A 15,288-nucleotide genomic window follows, 5' to 3' on the forward strand; every position below is an offset into this window, starting at 1 on the left:
AAGGCTTAACAATGACTGATTTTTCTGAGTGGTATATGATGTAAAGTAACCACATTTTAATCTCCTTCCTTCCTCTCTGAATCAACTCTTTTATTGAATTTCCAAAACAAAAATTTTATAAGTGGTGATCAATATGGCTCGTAAAGCTAGGGTGAAAAGCACTAGTGGTATTTATCATGTCATGTTTCGCGGGGTGAATCGGCAGGATATTTTTCATGATGATGAAGATAGGATGAAGTTTCTTGAGATTCTGAAGAAATATAAGGAGTATGCTGGGCTTGTAGTGTATGCCTGGTGTTTAATGAGTAACCATATCCATCTGCTTTTAAAAGAGGGGGAGGAGGGAATTGGGGCGACGATGAAGCGAGTTGGTGTGAGTTATGCGTTATTTTTTAATTGGAAATACCAGACTTCGGGCCATCTGTTTCAGAATCGGTTTAACAGCGAAAGTGTAGAACAGGATGATTATTTCCTCACGGTGGTCCGGTACATCCATCAAAATCCGGTGAAGGCAGGAATGGTAGGGAGGGTGGAAGATTGGCGGTGGAGCAGTTGTTCCGGGTATTATGATCAACCATGTTTCCCGGAAGGTTTGCTTGAAAGAAGCAGGGTTTTGCAGATGTTTTCGCCTGATGCTTCCATCGCTAAGGAGAAATTCAGGGAATATAATGAACAAACTAATCAAGATGAGTGCCTCGAGGATTATCCGTTTAAGCGCCGGAGATTGACCGATGAAGAGGCAGGGCATGAAATCAAGGAAATCCTCGGTACCCGGGAAATCGCTCAGGTGAAGAGCCTGCCTAAAGATGAAAGGGACATTGTGTTAAGGAAAATCAAAAGTATTGATGGTTTATCTCAGCGTCAGGCAGCCAGGATCCTCGGTATCCCGCCTAGTCTGGTTTTTAAGGTATAAACAACTTTAGTAAGAATCCTCATTGAAAATCCACAATAGCAATCCTACCATATGAATGATCCTGTAAATGGTCCAAAAGGAAATTGAACTTTTATATCTGCACAAGTGTTATGCGTATTGCTATAGGGACTGGAAAATCAGTGCATCGTGATAGTTGCGACGATTACTAATGGCAGAAAAATGAAGAGAAGCAAAGGGTACGTCCCCATGCTTCCTTCTTTTAGTTTGGAGATGAAACAGGGGAACTGTCACCTAAATGCATTTGTAGTTCATTTTGGACTTTTTGTTTTTCTTCTTCTGGGATGATTTGATAATAGATTTTATCGATGATTGTTCCTGTTCCTGTTAGCTGTAATTGTTGAATGTCTTTGCTGGCATTTTTATAGTGTTTTTGGATGTCTGCCATTTCTCTCAGGGTCAGGTTGGTTTTTACGTTTTTGCTTAGGGCTTCTAGTATTTCGTCTAACTTAGTGATGGAGCTGAAGCTTCTCCCTTTGTTTATTACACCCTGTATGACTTGCCGCTGTCTTTGCTGCCTTCCAAAGTCCCCGTTTGGATCTTCTTTTCTCATCCTTACATACGCTAAAGCTTTATTTCCGTTTAGATCGATTTCACCTTCTTGGAAGTCATAACCGCCTTGGGAAAAAGTTAATGTATTGTCAACCGTAACTCCGCCTACAGCGTTTACGATATCTTCAAAGCCTTCCATATTTACTTGAACAAAATAGTCGATCGGGATGTTCAGGAATTCCTCGACTGTATCTATGGACATCTGTGCACCGCCAAATGCGTAGGCATGATTAATCTTGTCGTCAAATCCTTTTCCCACAATTCGAGTTCTTGTATCACGGGGAATGCTTACCATTTTAGTAGAGTTTAGTTCAGGATTCACCGTCATGACAATCATTGTATCCGATCGCCCTTTGTCACCAGGTCGGGCGTCCACACCCAGCAACAATACGGAAAAGGGCTTCCTGTTTTCATCGCTTACTTCATCGCTTTCTGCATGGGCGATGTTCTTACGCTGATCAGTCGTCTTGCGATCAATCGGCTGATGCATCGTTTCTACCGCTTTTGAGACAGATGAATAAATAGTGTATAAATAAACGCCGGCTCCTATCATGATCAATAATCCTATGATTCCCATAATTTGAAGCCTGGTCATCTTCTTATTTCTTCGTTTATTAAACCTCACATAACAACCCTCCAAATAAAATTTGATATTAAAAGTTCCTTGACCCTCCGCAAAGGAGTATCTTTAACGGAAGTATCTCTGGTCGTTTTTGCTAAAATCCTTTTTATATAATTCTTCAGAATGAATTTTTTTAGAAGTAACGATATAGAAGGGAATTGGATTTATAGCAGTTACCATTGATTTGCTGACTAGCTTCTCTTGATTAATAATTTGACGTACACCTTCTCAAAATTGTTACGATGAGCGGAGAAAAAAGTAATCCAACAAAAATCCTTTATTGGCTTTGCTGTTGAGATGAGCCTAAAAGGTTTAGGGCATGTTTGTTCTCTAATGATCTTCAGGTCCTTTTTCATGTCTTTTGAAAGAAGGCCTAATAGTTTATTATAGTAGTCCATTTTTTCTTAGGTTGTTCATTGGAAGGGAAACGGATTGAAATCATATAGATTGCTAGATTTTGAGCTATTTTGCCGTTCGGTACATAAGTGTTAAAATGCCTAACTTAATTGCATTTTGAAGAGTAGACGATAGATTCCATCTTTATAATATTCCTCGTGGATCGCTTTCAGAACCGCTCATTGCTGCAAAACGGGCAAGTCTTTTTAATCCTGCTAAATTCTCCCTTTGAGAAATTATGCCTATACTCCACCAGCCGCTTCTCCAAATAATCAAACTGTATATACTTATTTAATTCCTCAAAGACACCAAGTTTAATCATCATTAGAAACAGTTCTTGTGCTACGATTCACTGGTAGCCAACCAAGACCTCTATTGATTTGGACCGAGGGAATTTTTCCTACAGTAGTGTTCCGGTGTTTAGGACTTTTATATGACAGAAGAAAATTAGACTGTATTCAACATAAAATGACAAATAATTACAAAGGTGGTCAAATTAGTTTAAAAACGATATACTAGTTTCCATAGAAGACAACTTATGATGATCGGGAGAGAAGCGAAATTGAAACAAGGAAAGTGGTCTATTCTTTTATTGTTCATATTGGCAGCTATTACTCTGGCTGGTTGTGGCAAAGATGCAGTCAATGAGAATGTGTTAGCGAGCGAGGCAGCGGCAAAAAAGAAAGAGAAAAAACAATCAGTTTTAGCTGATAAGCCTGTGGTTCTTCATGGACTTGGATTTATTGAGGGACATATGGTTACAAACTCTATCGAGGCTTTTACAGCGAACTATGACCGGGGTTTCAGAGTGTTTGAGGTTGATTTGCAAATGACTTCCGATAATCGTTTAATTGCCCGGCATGACTGGGAATTGGTCCATTATGAATGGTTAGGGCAGGAGGTTCCTGAAGTAGGAGGGCCAAAGCCGTTTGATGAAATAATGCCTATGAAGATCCATGGTAAGTATACTGCACCATCATGGGAGCAAATCCTGGAGCTGATGCAGAAGTATCCGGATGCTTACTTTGTGACTGACACGAAAGATAAAGAGGAAGAAATAGTTCGTCAATCCTTCTCATATTTGGTAGAGGCGACAAAAAAGGTTGATCCGGAACTGCTGGACCGTGTCATTCCTCAAATTTATGATAAGCCTATGCTTGGTTATATAAAGGATTATCATGACTTTAACGAAGTAATCTATACGTTGTACAAACACACAAATGAAGACATCCCGACTCCGAAAGATTTGGCAGAATGGTCCGCCGCCAACAACGTAACGGCGATAACAGCCTTGCCATTCCGATTAACAGAAGAAATGCAAGCCGCACTAAATGAGAAAAATATCACCATTTACACACATACCATCAACAAACCGGAACACGCAGAAGCATACAGGTCCAGGGGATGGGGCATCTACACAGACTACCTCCTATACGACGGGGAGAATTATATTGCACCTTAAGAAGCACGAGAAAAGAAGCATGGGGACGTTCCCTTTGCTTCTTTTTTTATTGTTCTCGTCGACAAAAAATGACAAATTTAATTGGTTGAATATAGTAGAATTATAATGTGATAAAAGTCCTATTCAAATAATGATAAAGGCAAACTTATCGAAAGGTAAGGACGCAAAGCTGCGAGTCTAAAATCCTAAATGGATTATGATAGTCGGGTTGCCAAAGAAAGTCTCTATATTTACTTGGCTATCCTTTTACTAATAGGGATAGCTTTTATTTTACATATTCCCCTGAAAGTGGAGTGAAAACATATGAGTTTTATTCGGACTATTGGCAAGGGTGCCGGAACTGTCGGTGGTGGTTTGATCGGCGGAACCGTCAAGGTGGCTGGAAAAGCTGTGGGCAGCAAGTGGAAGGACACTGGGGAATGGATTGAAGAGGTTGGAAATGGTATTCAAGCAGCATCCGAGGTTGCATTTGAGAACGCCGGGCAGTTTCTGGATGGCGCTGTTCATGGAGCGTATGGTGCGATAAAACAAGATGAATATCATAAGCAAAAGGGCTTGATGGATTTAAAGGATTCTACCTTTAAGACAATAAAAGGGATAGGCTCTACCGTAAAATACACAGCGCAGAATGTTGGCACTGTATACAAGGGATACTCAAGCGGAGATAAAGACCAAGCCATCAAAGGGATGAAAAATCTCGGGAAAGTTGTAGCCGTATCAGGACTGGCAATCGGTATATTGGACTTCGCAGATGGAGCAGACGTTGCCGAAGCAGAGGAGCTTGTAACCAGGAATGACCACTTGAATGGATATGAACATCCTGAGACTGGTGTTCTTTTTGTGGAAAAGACAGTGGATCTGCCAAATGGCCAGGTGATCGAAGGGACTTTTCCAGTATTTGATGATTCCTTCAATGTCATCATAGCTGAAGAAATATATTCTGAAAGTGATAATGTTCATTTTAGAATAGCGAATGCAACATTGTACCAGGCAATCGTTGAAAACCCGCAGCTTGCCTATGAAATGAATCTGTCTCAATCTGATATCCAAAGCCTTGCAAGCGGGCAAACTCCTGAGGGATACACATGGCACCATAATGAAGAACCAGGACTATTGCAGCTGGTGGATGAAGAGACCCATGCTCAAACAGCCCATACAGGCGGCCGGTCCATTTGGGGCGGAGGCAGTGAAAATCGTTAAGCACAGTGGGAAGCTTATTGTGTTTTAGTAAAGCAGCCGAATGTCCATATTTCAAAAGATTTTAAAAGGGGAAATCAACTATGTTAAATAGCTCATTAAAAAAAGAAGCGATTGAAAAATTAAAGACTGCACTCAACAAATATGAAAGTTCTTCTAAAGCTTTACAGAATAATGCTATTAAACTTCATAATACGCGTAATTACGGAGTAGATGTTATTGCTAAAGTTGAGGCTTACATTAACACGTTAGCTAATACTCCAAAAGAGTTCGAAAAGAGTTTTGATAAAGTTCACGTTAACCTCGCCAGTTTCAAGACGCTTTCTGAAATTTCTTATGATGAAAAAGAAATGATTAAGCTAGCGGGTGGTGGTTCGGCAGCTGGTGTAGCGGCTGGTGTTGCCACAGCTGCTTTTGCACCAACAGCGGCAATGGCGATTGCTACTACATTTGGAACAGCCTCAACAGGTGCCGCGATTTCTGGTTTGTCGGGTGCTGCGGCTACCAATGCGGCTTTAGCATGGTTAGGTGGAGGTGCTCTAGCAGCTGGCGGTGGCGGTATGGCTGGAGGAAGTGCACTGCTGGCGTTGGCTGGTCCTATTGGATGGGGGATTGGAGCAGCCAGTTTAGCAGCAGGCGGTTTTTTTGCAAGCAAAAAAAATAAGGAGGCAGCGATGAAAGCAGATAGGGAGAGGGTTGAAATCGTAAAGGCAACAAAAGTTCTTGATGCTACCTCCGAAGAGATCATGAACTTGAGACATTCAACTCAAACCTTAGCTACAAAGTTGGAGCAAAGTTTAATTTCATTTAATAGTCTTTCAAAAAGTGTAAAATCTTTTACTGATTTTTCACAAGATCAGCGTGATTACTTAAGGGCGATTATTAACAACACTGAGAGCTTGTCAGCATTATTCATGAAGGAAGTTGGAAAGTAATGTCGACAAGTGTGTGGAAGGATCAGGTTACTGCAGCCGGGGTAGAAGGTTTTAATCATTGGAAAACCCAGTCCATTGCTAAGCAGTTAGACCAAATTGTTAAAGATGCACTGCAAGGTCAGCAACAGCAAAATGTTAATTTTGAAAATGCCTTGAAACATATGATGAAAATGCGTCAGTTTCTATCTGAGCCTAAGAATATTTTAGGTTCAGAGCAAACGAAGCATGGAGAAGTGGCAGAACATCTGGAAGTTAATATTCGTAATGCTTGGGCAGCTTTAAAGGGCCAAGGTGATGTTGCCACATTTGATGGAGTGGGCAGAACAGCACCGGAAGACTTCATTTTAGATGGCATTAAGTATCAATCTAAATTTATCAATGGTACTAATAATACACTTAAGCATGTGCTTGAACATTTCGAGAAATATCAAGACCGTTCGATGAACTACTCTATACCAAAGGATCAATATAAGATTATTGAAGCCATTAAATCCGGACAGACTCCTGAAGGTTTGAATGACAAATCGATTCGGGCAATCCTGAAAAAAATTGAGGAAATAGAACGGCAAACAGGCAGGAGTTTCCACGATTTGGTAAAACCTTCTGTCGCAGATTACAGCGAGGCCCAATTAGGTAAAGCAGGAGAAACGGTTTCCAAGCACCAGGACCATATAATAGATGAGAATCAAAAGGTCCAGGATAAAATAAAACAGGATGCAAAAGAACAATCCAAGGCGGTAGAAGCGAAAAAAGGACCTTCAGTTGGCGAAGGAGTTAAAGTTGCTGGGGTAGCAGCCGCGATCGCAGCTTCATTAAATACAATTACGGTCATCTACAGTAAAGTAAAGTCCGGAAAAAAGATTCAGGATTTTAATAAAGATGACTGGTCAGAAATAGGGTTAAGCTCTGCCAAGGCAGGTGCAAAAGGTGGAGTCACAGCCGGAAGTATATATGCCCTGACTAACTTAACTTCACTTTCGACTCCTTTTGCCGGCGCTGTAACCAGTGCGGCCATGGGGATGTCTTCCTTACTAACCGACTTGAATAAAGACAACATCTCCATGGATGAGTTTGTGACCCAGGGACAAATACTTTGTCTCGAAGCGGGTATTGCTGCCACAGGTGGAGCAATAGGACAAATGCTCATTCCGATACCTGTATTGGGGTCCATTATTGGCACAGTTACTGCTAATTTCATCTGGGGTTTTGCCAAAGATAAATTAGGTGCGAGGGAAGAAGAGTTAAAGAAAAAGTTAAATGCATATACTGACTCTCTATTACAAAAAATTGATAAAGCTTACCAAGAAATCATCGCTAAAATTAACCAAAAGTATGCACGATTCAATTCACTGATCGAAGCAGCCTTCGATGTCGAAGCAAATTCAGCGGTTTTAGCCGCAGCATCGGTTGATTTAGCCCGCGAAATTGGTGTAGCGGATACCAAGATTTTAAAGAATGATGAGGACTTAGATGCCTTTTTTCTTGGGTAAGCAGGTTGATTAGATATCACTTATTGTAGACGTTTTCGGTACTCGGATTAAGCATGGTACTTTTGGTATATTGATAATGGATTAAAATTTAATTCAAGGCTCGAAAACAATTTCATAACAGTTAAAAGAAGCAGGGATTCTTGCTTCTTTTTTTTAGATTCTAAATGCATTGGATATGTTCATTTTAGAAGAAAAAAAGGACACAAAGCTATGAGGCTAACAACGGGGTTGAAATTAATGCTAAATGGGACCGCGTTACACCCCTCATGATTATCCCCGACGCAGTATGGCTAGGCTGATGCCTAAGAGGGTGATGAGATTGGTGTTCAATTATCAATTGATGTTTGGGACGGACAAATTGATGCATTTCGCAGGGTTTGCTGTTTTCGCAGCGTTCTTTGGCTTGATGATTATACTTGTATCGGAATACCAGGAGGTGAAGCAACGGATTTCCGTTGTGTGGATCACCCTGGTGACGATTGGGATTATTGAAGAATACCGTCAATACTGGCTCCCGAATAGAAGCACGGAATTTCTCGATGCCATTGCCAATATAGCTGGCGTGACAATAGGACTGGCGCTGCCTTTGCTGTTTGTATTTTTAGTTAGGCATCGAAGGCAATTTTTTTCAAAAGCGCTGGGCTTATATACATTTGTTCTGATTCCGCTCCTGATTGGCTTGCTCTATTTAAACGAGCGCCCGTTTTTTACTTATGAAGAGCGTATTCAGGAAAGAATCAGGAGCCTGGCTGCATTGGTAGGCTGGTAAATGGCCTGGTTTGTGACGGAATTGTAACAAATAGGAGGGAGATAGAAAAAGAAATGATGGCAATGGTTATAGAAAAAAGATGACTGCATGATTGCAGTCATCCATAAATAGAAAATAATCATTAAATTCCTGGTCTGTATGCTGTCTTCGGAATTTCATCATAATCCTCAGCATTTAGATCTTCAACCGAACCATCCACTACACCATTGATGATTCCATACAATCCGGTTTCTACCGCTTTGACAAGCTGGCCTTTCTTCTTTTGGCCTAATGAATGGGATTGACCGCGAACCTCGAACAGGACGGTTCCGCTGCCATTCAATGCGAAGCTGCCAAGGGCTGTTCCTGGAAGATCAAGATTCTGGCTGTAAAGGGTGATGTTGTTGAAAGGTGAGTTTTCACCAAGTGATTGCAGTGCGTTATATGCAGCGAGATTCAATTGCTTCGAGAAATCAAAATTGTAGTTGTCCGCATATTGGGCGTATTTTGCTCCGGCCGGAGTGTTTGGATCTGGAACGAAGTCGGCTGAAAGCGACATCGTGACAAGGTCATCTGTTCCTTCGACATAGTATTGTCCCTGGTGGTGAAGGTCGATGAATACATCTACCTTTCCGAACTCTGTTTGGAGAGATTTATAGACATCGCGTACTGTTTGTGATTCAGGTGTGATATACCAGCCAGCCTTGCTCGATGTTCCTGGGAAGTCTTCGGCCTTAGGGACATAATTCAAATCAGGATTGAAGTCGCGGTTCACATCGAAACCAGGACGGCCATTGTAATCTCTGTCTTGAATGATTCGGTTGTTATAGTAATTCCAGGCAGGGCCTGCAGCATCGGCCAGCTGCGGGAAGTCTTCGACAACTTCTTCCCAGGACATATCATTGCCGCGACGATCCAGTTCAGACGCATCCGGGTTCATTTTTGGAAGAGTCACAAGGGTGATTTCCTCACGGATTTTTTGCGCCTCAGGTGAATTGCTGGATCCCAAATATTGAAGGATGCTTAATAGAGCTTCCGTTCCAGTGCTTTCATTTCCGTGGATTTCACTCTCAATCAAGACGACTTTATCCCCGGTCCCGACTCTTGCCTGGTAAATGTCTCTTCCCTGGTTTGACTGGCCAACCACCTCCAAAGCAACTCTTCCCTGGCTGTTTGCCTCAATTTGCTGAAGGCGCTTCACCATCTCAGCGTAGTTGGTAAAACCTTTTACAGAGTACACCTGATTCTCATTGTATAGATTCCCATTCGGTGAATTGGTCGCGAACGTCGGAGTTGTAAGGGACGCACACAAAGCCAGTACACTTAATCCAGCCAAAACCTTTTTGCTTTTTTTCATAGAATCAATCACTCCTAAACTAGTAAATTAATTTCATGGTTATCATAATCAGTTTAATAGAGAAAAGGTGCTGTAATTTGTCGAATATTTCGTGTCCCTAAATAAATGAGAAAAAGGCACTAGATTCAATTTGCCCTATTAGTAGTTTAGTTCCAGAACAGGAAGAGACTGAGGGGGAGAAAAGCAGGAGCATGGGGACGTACCCTTTGCTTCTTTTCTTTTAATAGGTGCCTGCACCACCCAAAATTGTTGAATGGTGAAGTTTTGTGAGGAGGGATCATGTGACGAAATAAAAAAGGGAGCAATAATCTTTAAGAGATGATTGCTCCGGCTTAAAATTTTCGATTTTATAGGGTTAACTTTTTACTCCTGTGTCCCGTAGCTGATCAAGTTAGTGAATATCCTGTATCCGCCTGGCACCTGTCCCTGGATCTGACGGTAGAATACCAGGTTGGTGTAGAGGTAAGTTCCTTTGCCATAGTTGGCCATAAGGATGCCGCCATCAAACGCGTCTTCTCCTGGGTCAGCCATGCTGACGAATGTCTGGTATTCTGGTCCCCAGGCCATTGGGTAATAGAGTCCTCTTTCCTGGATCCAATTATCCCAGTCGCTGTCTGTGATTTTGTTTGGATAGTTGAAAAGAGGCGAATCTGGCTGCAGAACGTTTACTTTTGCGTTTTCATCGGTTACGCGCCACTTGATGGATGGAGTACCGATTTTCAGCATGTATGGCGCTGTGAAATTGGTATCCCAGTTGTCTCCTGGCTTGTGGTATTGGACGACTAAATGCCCGCCGTCTTCTACGTATTTAAGCAGTCGGGCGTTATTGGCAATAAGGTCTGCTCTTGATAGGTAAGCGCGAATTCCGACTACAATCGTGTCATACTGGCTTAAATCTGTTGTTGCCAGATCAGATTCAGTCAGTTTTGTGATATTCAAGCCGGCATTGGATAGATAATCCGCAACCAGGTCAAAGCCGCTGTCGATATATCCAACTTTTAAGTCGTCATTTTTCAGCAATTCGAACGCTACGCCGTTAACTTGTGCAGGGTATTGGTAGTAGAACGTTCCAATATGGTCATAGCTGATTTCCTGGACTGTTGAATTGAATGTTTCACCATTCACGGCAACTTCAGCATCAATTTTAAAATCGCCAGATTCAATGCCTTGTGGTGGTGAAAGGGTGAACGCTACTTCTTTTTCCTCGAATTGTGCGCTGAAATCAACTGTTGCTGATTTCGGTTCTACGACCCATCCTGCAGGTGCTTTCAGAGACACAGATGCTTGTGCTGCACCGTTAAAATAGTTCTTAATCTTTGCTGTTACCGGGATTACATCCTGGACATTGGCTGTGTTGACAATGATATCCTCTGGATTTAAGGTGACTGCAGCGTCTGGCAGGACTGCGATGGTTCCTTCCAGCTGTTCAATCTGTTCGACTGTAGCTCCATCACTCTTGTAAGATACTTTTGCCTGTAAAACTGGCTCTTTATATGCGTGATAGAATTCGGCATCTTCAGGGACAGATACATCAAAGGTAATGGATGCCGATTTGCCTGGAGCTAATGCAGCTTCATCGGCCTTCGATGTAACGGCCCAGCCTTCAGGAGCCAATAATTCAACGTTAATATGCTCCAATTCCTGTGAGCCATTATTCTCTATTGTTACGGTAACCGTTGTTTCCTGGCCCTTTGTCAGGACTGTCGATTCTGCTTCAGCCTTGACATCCAGGCTGGATGCAACGAAGCTTGCTGTTTGCAGCTGTTCCTCTTTCAGGCTTAGCTTGTGAAGTAAATCAGATTTCAGTTCATCATCAAGCTTGGCTTTTTCAGTCTTGTTTTGCAGGCGGAGGACATCTTTTAAAGCTTTCTTTGATTGTGTGAATACTGCATCTCTGTCAGGGTAGGAAGCAATGATGGATTCAAGCTGGTCTTGGAGTTTTGTGAACTGGACTGACAGGGAATTCTCATTCTTTGGAAGCGTTTTTGCCCATTCTGCCAAATCATATGGAATTCCTGCAAAAAGTTCATCGCTGCCATTTGTGTCAACAGCGCTGTAAAGCAATTCGAGATGAGTCTCGCGTGGTGCAACAGGGATGTCATTGCCCATTCCCTGGCTTTTGTGCATATAGCGGGATGCTTCTCCCAGCTGTGGATAGGACATTTGGTAAGTCGGATCATACATGCCGATCTCAATAGAAGCTGTGGCAGTATCTTTTGATTCAGCAGGGAGGAAAAGCTTTTTGATTTGCCATACTGACAATCCTTCTTTTAACTGCTCAGGGTAGACTGTTGGATTTGCAGCATCTTCAAAAGCTTTCTCGCTCAGGATTTCCATCGCGCGGTGGTGGCCGTGCTGTGTAGGAGTGTTCCTGAATGAAGGCATGACAATATCAGGCTGGTACGTACGGATAAAACGGATTAAGCGCTCATACGCAACATCCTCATCCCATTTTTCCAGCGTTTCATCAGGGCTTTTGGAAAAACCGAAGTCATAGATTGCATCGTTAGTTGTTTCGCTTAAATGATAAGCTGTAACACCAGTGATTTTAGCGGCTTCGATCATTTCGCGGGAACGGATGATCCCAAGGGCATTTCCAAGCTCATTGCCGATTTCATTTTGGCCGCCTTCACCGCGGTTCGCAATCATGCTGGCTGTTTTAACACCCAATCCCCGAGAAAGGTACGCTAAAAAGTCGCTTCGCTCATCATCGGGGTGAGCACCGGTATTCAAGAAGGTCACCGTAGTGTCGAGGGGCTTCACTGCATTCCAGAGGTCAACATCGGGCTCCTGGGTCTCCACAGCGGAACCGCTGATTGGCAGCATCGAAAAGACAAGCAATAAAGAGAGCAAACCAATAAAGGACTTTCTCATTTTTGTAACCCCTTTCATTTTTTTGTTTTGGTAAGAAATTTTGAACACTCCTTCCTCAATATGTAATCATAGGTTAGTTAATCTGCCTAACTAACAACAGATATAACACCTAGTTAAAGATAATCATAGTTAGATAATATTGTAAATTGTTTAATTATCAGAATATTAAAAATGGTAAAATATGTTCATAAGACAAATAGTCAGATGGAACTAAATGTATTTTTTATTTTAAAAGGTAGCTTAAGATCAAGAATATCTGGCAGCATAGAAAAATATATCTAGTAAAAATATGATTTTAAATTTTCTGAACATAACGGTTGTAAACGGTTTCAAAATATTGTATATTTTTAGTTAATTAGTAAATCTTACTAACCAAAAAGAATTAAGGCCGTGATGTTATGAATCTAAGTGGAACACCGATGCAGCTGAAATCACTTAACAAGAAAAGAGTGCTTCAGTGCATTCAAGAAAATTCACCGATCTCAAGGGCTGAAATTGCAGCAAAAATCAATGTCAGCAAGCCAACGGTATCTTTATTGGTCGATGAATTGATTCAGGAAAAGTGGATTTTTGAGAAGGGGATTGGTGAGTCGACGTCACAGGGAGGCAGAAGGCCAATCCAGCTGTACTTCAATGAAAAGGCAGCATACATAATCGGAACGGATATTGGCGGGACAAAAGTAAAGACCGTTATTTGCGATTTGAATGGGAACATTGTCGCGAGCAGCAGTTTTAACACATGCCATTATCTTGAATCGGGGCTGCTGAAGCAGATTGCCAAAGAAATTGATTTTATGGTGAACAAAGAAGGAATCGAAGTCGAGAAGATCCTGGGAATGGGTGCCGGAGTTCCTGGAATCACCGAGACGACAACCGGGATCGTCGTTGAGGCCCCGAGCTTGAATTGGGTCCGGTATCCTTTTATCAAAGAAGCGGAGCGGCACATTCCCTTCCCGGTACATGTGGATAATGATGTGAATGTCGCTGCGCTTGGTGAGCAATGGCTTGGCAATGCTCGCGACAAGCAAAATGTACTTTTCATAGCAGTTGGCACAGGAATCGGCAGCGGGATTATCATCAACAACCAGCTTTATCGCGGTTCATCCAGTGCGGCTGGCGAAATTGGCTACATGGTGACGGACAAAAATGATATGAAGAATGAGTTCAAGCCGATTTTTCACCGCTATGGCTACCTTGAAAGTGTTGCTGGAGGGAAGTCGATTGGAGACAGGCTGACAAAATGCATCCAGAACGAGCCAGAACATCCGATGCATAAACAGGCTCTTGCATCAGAGCTGCCGGGTGAAATGGCATTCAAATTAGCGAAGACAGGCGATGGAATCGCCCTGAAGGTAATTGATGAAGCAATCGAGCATTTAGCTTACGGAATCGTTAATGCTGCTAGTTTGCTAAATCCAGAGGTTGTCATTTTAGGAGGTGGTGTTTTAAAATCATCCGAATTCATTCTGCCGAAGCTGCAGGAAATCGTGAATCAATACCTTCCTAGTTCAGTCCAGCTGAAGACGTCCCAACTGGGTGACAATGCCGGGGTCCTTGGCGCAGTGTCACTATTCATGAGGGAGCATGAAAGTTTAATTAAATACAATTAACGAGGGGGAGTTTTTGTGAAACACAAGAAAAAGGTTTCTATTATCACTGCATTGACTTTATCTGCATCGCTTTTATTGGCAGCATGCAGCTCTGAAGAGGGATCAAGTAAACCATCAGGAGATAGTGGCTCTGGTGACAAGCTTGAAGATAAAGTAGTCATTTATTCTCCGCATGGTAAAGATATTTTATCAGAGTTCGAGAAGCAATTCGAAGCTGAGTATGACGTGGATGTAGAATGGCTTGATATGGGTTCCCAGGAGGTTCTTGACCGTGTCCGTTCCGAAAAGAACAATCCGCAGGCAGACGTTTGGTGGGGAGCTCCATCTGTTATGTTCGACCAGGCTAAGGATGAAGGTCTGTTAAAACCATATGAACCATCTTACTCTGGTGCACTGGCTGATAATTTCCATGAAGCTGACTGGCACTGGTCAGGAACAAGCCAGACACCTGAAGTTATCATGTACAACAGCAAAGAGCTGACAAAAGAAGAAGCACCTAAGGATTGGGATGACCTGCTGGACCCTAAATGGAAGGATGAAATCATCATCCGTTATCCACTGGCTTCAGGAACAATGAGGACGATCTTCTCGGCGATGATTTACCGCGATTTCAAGGATTCCCAGGATGCGTCAAAGGGATATGAATGGCTTGAAAAGCTGGATGCGAATACAAAGGAATATGCTGCAAACCCTGAAATGATGTACAACAAGGTTGCCAAGGGAGAAGGCTCCGTTTCCGTTTGGGCAATGCCTGATGTTGTCATGTTGAAGGAAAACAAGAATTATCCATTTGAGTTCATCGTTCCTGAAAGCGGAACACCAGTATTGACGGAAGGGATTGCGATTGTGAAGGATGCCCCGCACCAGAAAGCGGCAGAAGCATTCTATGAGTTCGTCAATACACCTGAAGCGGCAAAGCTTTTAGCGGAAAAATACTACCGCATCCCTACTCGTGATGATGTTACGGATCTGCCTAAGTGGATCACGGATACTAAGATCAAGGCTATGGATATCGACTGGAAGGTCTTCCAGCAGAATAGTGATGAGTGGATGAAATATTGGGATGAAAACATTAAGAGTGGAGATAAAGAAATCAAAGAATAGGAAGTGTAAG

The 15,288-nt window shown here is 42.4% G+C and carries 11 protein-coding genes and 1 riboswitch; of the genes, 8 read left to right on the top strand and 3 right to left on the bottom strand.

Going from position 1 to position 15,288, the window contains the following annotated elements; translation table 11 throughout:
- The first annotated feature begins 133 nt into the window (after nt 1–133).
- Nucleotides 134–913 carry a transposase gene (locus DYI25_RS14780; protein WP_213370218.1) on the top strand — a complete coding sequence of 260 codons (780 nt, stop codon included), beginning with the start codon at nt 134–136 and terminating at the stop codon, nt 911–913.
- Between the two features lie 220 nt (nt 914–1,133).
- On the opposite strand, the gene DYI25_RS14785 is transcribed toward DYI25_RS14780, so the two are convergent.
- Nucleotides 1,134–2,108 carry a LytR family transcriptional regulator gene (locus tag DYI25_RS14785; RefSeq protein ID WP_213370220.1) on the bottom strand — a complete coding sequence of 325 codons (975 nt, stop codon included), beginning with the start codon at nt 2,106–2,108 and terminating at the stop codon, nt 1,134–1,136.
- A gap of 931 nt (nt 2,109–3,039) precedes the next feature.
- Here DYI25_RS14785 and DYI25_RS14790 point away from each other — a divergent pair.
- From DYI25_RS14790 to DYI25_RS14810, 5 genes are all read left to right on the top strand, one after another.
- Nucleotides 3,040–3,963: a phosphatidylinositol-specific phospholipase C/glycerophosphodiester phosphodiesterase family protein gene (locus DYI25_RS14790; protein WP_213370222.1), complete on the top strand. Its 924-nt coding sequence runs from the start codon at nt 3,040–3,042 to the stop codon at nt 3,961–3,963.
- Between the two features lie 128 nt (nt 3,964–4,091).
- Nucleotides 4,092–4,179, top strand: a riboswitch (cyclic di-GMP riboswitch).
- An 87-nt stretch (nt 4,180–4,266) separates the two neighbouring features.
- Nucleotides 4,267–5,163 carry an HNH endonuclease gene (locus DYI25_RS14795; RefSeq protein WP_213370224.1) on the top strand — a complete coding sequence of 299 codons (897 nt, stop codon included), beginning with the start codon at nt 4,267–4,269 and terminating at the stop codon, nt 5,161–5,163.
- A gap of 80 nt (nt 5,164–5,243) precedes the next feature.
- Nucleotides 5,244–6,095 carry a hypothetical protein gene (locus DYI25_RS14800; protein ID WP_213370226.1) on the top strand — a complete coding sequence of 284 codons (852 nt, stop codon included), beginning with the start codon at nt 5,244–5,246 and terminating at the stop codon, nt 6,093–6,095.
- Nucleotides 6,095–7,585: a hypothetical protein gene (locus tag DYI25_RS14805; RefSeq protein WP_213370228.1), complete on the top strand. Its 1,491-nt coding sequence runs from the start codon at nt 6,095–6,097 to the stop codon at nt 7,583–7,585. Before DYI25_RS14800 ends, DYI25_RS14805 begins: the two co-directional genes overlap by 1 nt.
- 298 nt (nt 7,586–7,883) lie before the next feature.
- Complete coding sequence (locus DYI25_RS14810) at nt 7,884–8,354, top strand: VanZ family protein (protein WP_274609518.1); 471 nt, start codon at nt 7,884–7,886, stop codon at nt 8,352–8,354.
- A 121-nt stretch (nt 8,355–8,475) separates the two neighbouring features.
- Here the strand turns inward: DYI25_RS14810 and DYI25_RS14815 are convergent, their stop codons facing one another.
- Together DYI25_RS14815 and DYI25_RS14820 are read right to left on the bottom strand one after the other, a co-directional pair.
- On the bottom strand, nt 8,476–9,690 hold the full coding sequence (locus DYI25_RS14815; protein WP_213370233.1) for a M14 family zinc carboxypeptidase: 1,215 nt from the start codon (nt 9,688–9,690) through the stop codon (nt 8,476–8,478).
- Nucleotides 9,691–10,053: 363 nt separating this feature from the next.
- The gene (locus tag DYI25_RS14820; RefSeq protein WP_213370234.1) at nt 10,054–12,564 is read right to left on the bottom strand and encodes an NEW3 domain-containing protein; all 2,511 of its coding nucleotides are present in this window, start codon (nt 12,562–12,564) and stop codon (nt 10,054–10,056) included.
- Between the two features lie 419 nt (nt 12,565–12,983).
- On the opposite strand from DYI25_RS14820, the gene DYI25_RS14825 reads away from it, so the two are divergent.
- Both DYI25_RS14825 and DYI25_RS14830 read left to right on the top strand, forming a co-directional pair.
- A complete protein-coding gene (locus DYI25_RS14825) occupies nt 12,984–14,174 on the top strand; it encodes an ROK family transcriptional regulator (protein WP_213370235.1) in 1,191 nt (396 codons plus the stop codon).
- A gap of 15 nt (nt 14,175–14,189) precedes the next feature.
- Nucleotides 14,190–15,278, top strand: coding sequence for an extracellular solute-binding protein (locus tag DYI25_RS14830; RefSeq protein ID WP_213370237.1), 1,089 nt, complete (start codon nt 14,190–14,192; stop codon nt 15,276–15,278).
- Nucleotides 15,279–15,288 lie beyond the last annotated feature (10 nt).

Origin of the sequence: Mesobacillus boroniphilus (assembly GCF_018424685.1) — a bacterium.
Classification (GTDB): domain Bacteria; phylum Bacillota; class Bacilli; order Bacillales; family Cytobacillaceae; genus Mesobacillus; species Mesobacillus boroniphilus_A.

What these genes read in the sequence shown, in the direction of transcription:
- DYI25_RS14825 (WP_213370235.1), top strand. Translation starts at nt 12,984, where the DNA reads ATGCAGCTGAAATCACTTAACAAGAAAAGAGTGCTTCAGTGCATTCAA.
- DYI25_RS14800 (WP_213370226.1), top strand. Translation starts at nt 5,244, where the DNA reads ATGTTAAATAGCTCATTAAAAAAAGAAGCGATTGAAAAATTAAAGACT.
- DYI25_RS14795 (WP_213370224.1), top strand. Translation starts at nt 4,267, where the DNA reads ATGAGTTTTATTCGGACTATTGGCAAGGGTGCCGGAACTGTCGGTGGT.
- DYI25_RS14815 (WP_213370233.1), bottom strand. Translation starts at nt 9,690, where the DNA reads ATGAAAAAAAGCAAAAAGGTTTTGGCTGGATTAAGTGTACTGGCTTTG.
- DYI25_RS14790 (WP_213370222.1), top strand. Translation starts at nt 3,040, where the DNA reads ATGATGATCGGGAGAGAAGCGAAATTGAAACAAGGAAAGTGGTCTATT.
- DYI25_RS14805 (WP_213370228.1), top strand. Translation starts at nt 6,095, where the DNA reads ATGTCGACAAGTGTGTGGAAGGATCAGGTTACTGCAGCCGGGGTAGAA.
- DYI25_RS14780 (WP_213370218.1), top strand. Translation starts at nt 134, where the DNA reads ATGGCTCGTAAAGCTAGGGTGAAAAGCACTAGTGGTATTTATCATGTC.
- DYI25_RS14820 (WP_213370234.1), bottom strand. Translation starts at nt 12,564, where the DNA reads ATGAGAAAGTCCTTTATTGGTTTGCTCTCTTTATTGCTTGTCTTTTCG.
- DYI25_RS14810 (WP_274609518.1), top strand. Translation starts at nt 7,884, where the DNA reads ATGCCTAAGAGGGTGATGAGATTGGTGTTCAATTATCAATTGATGTTT.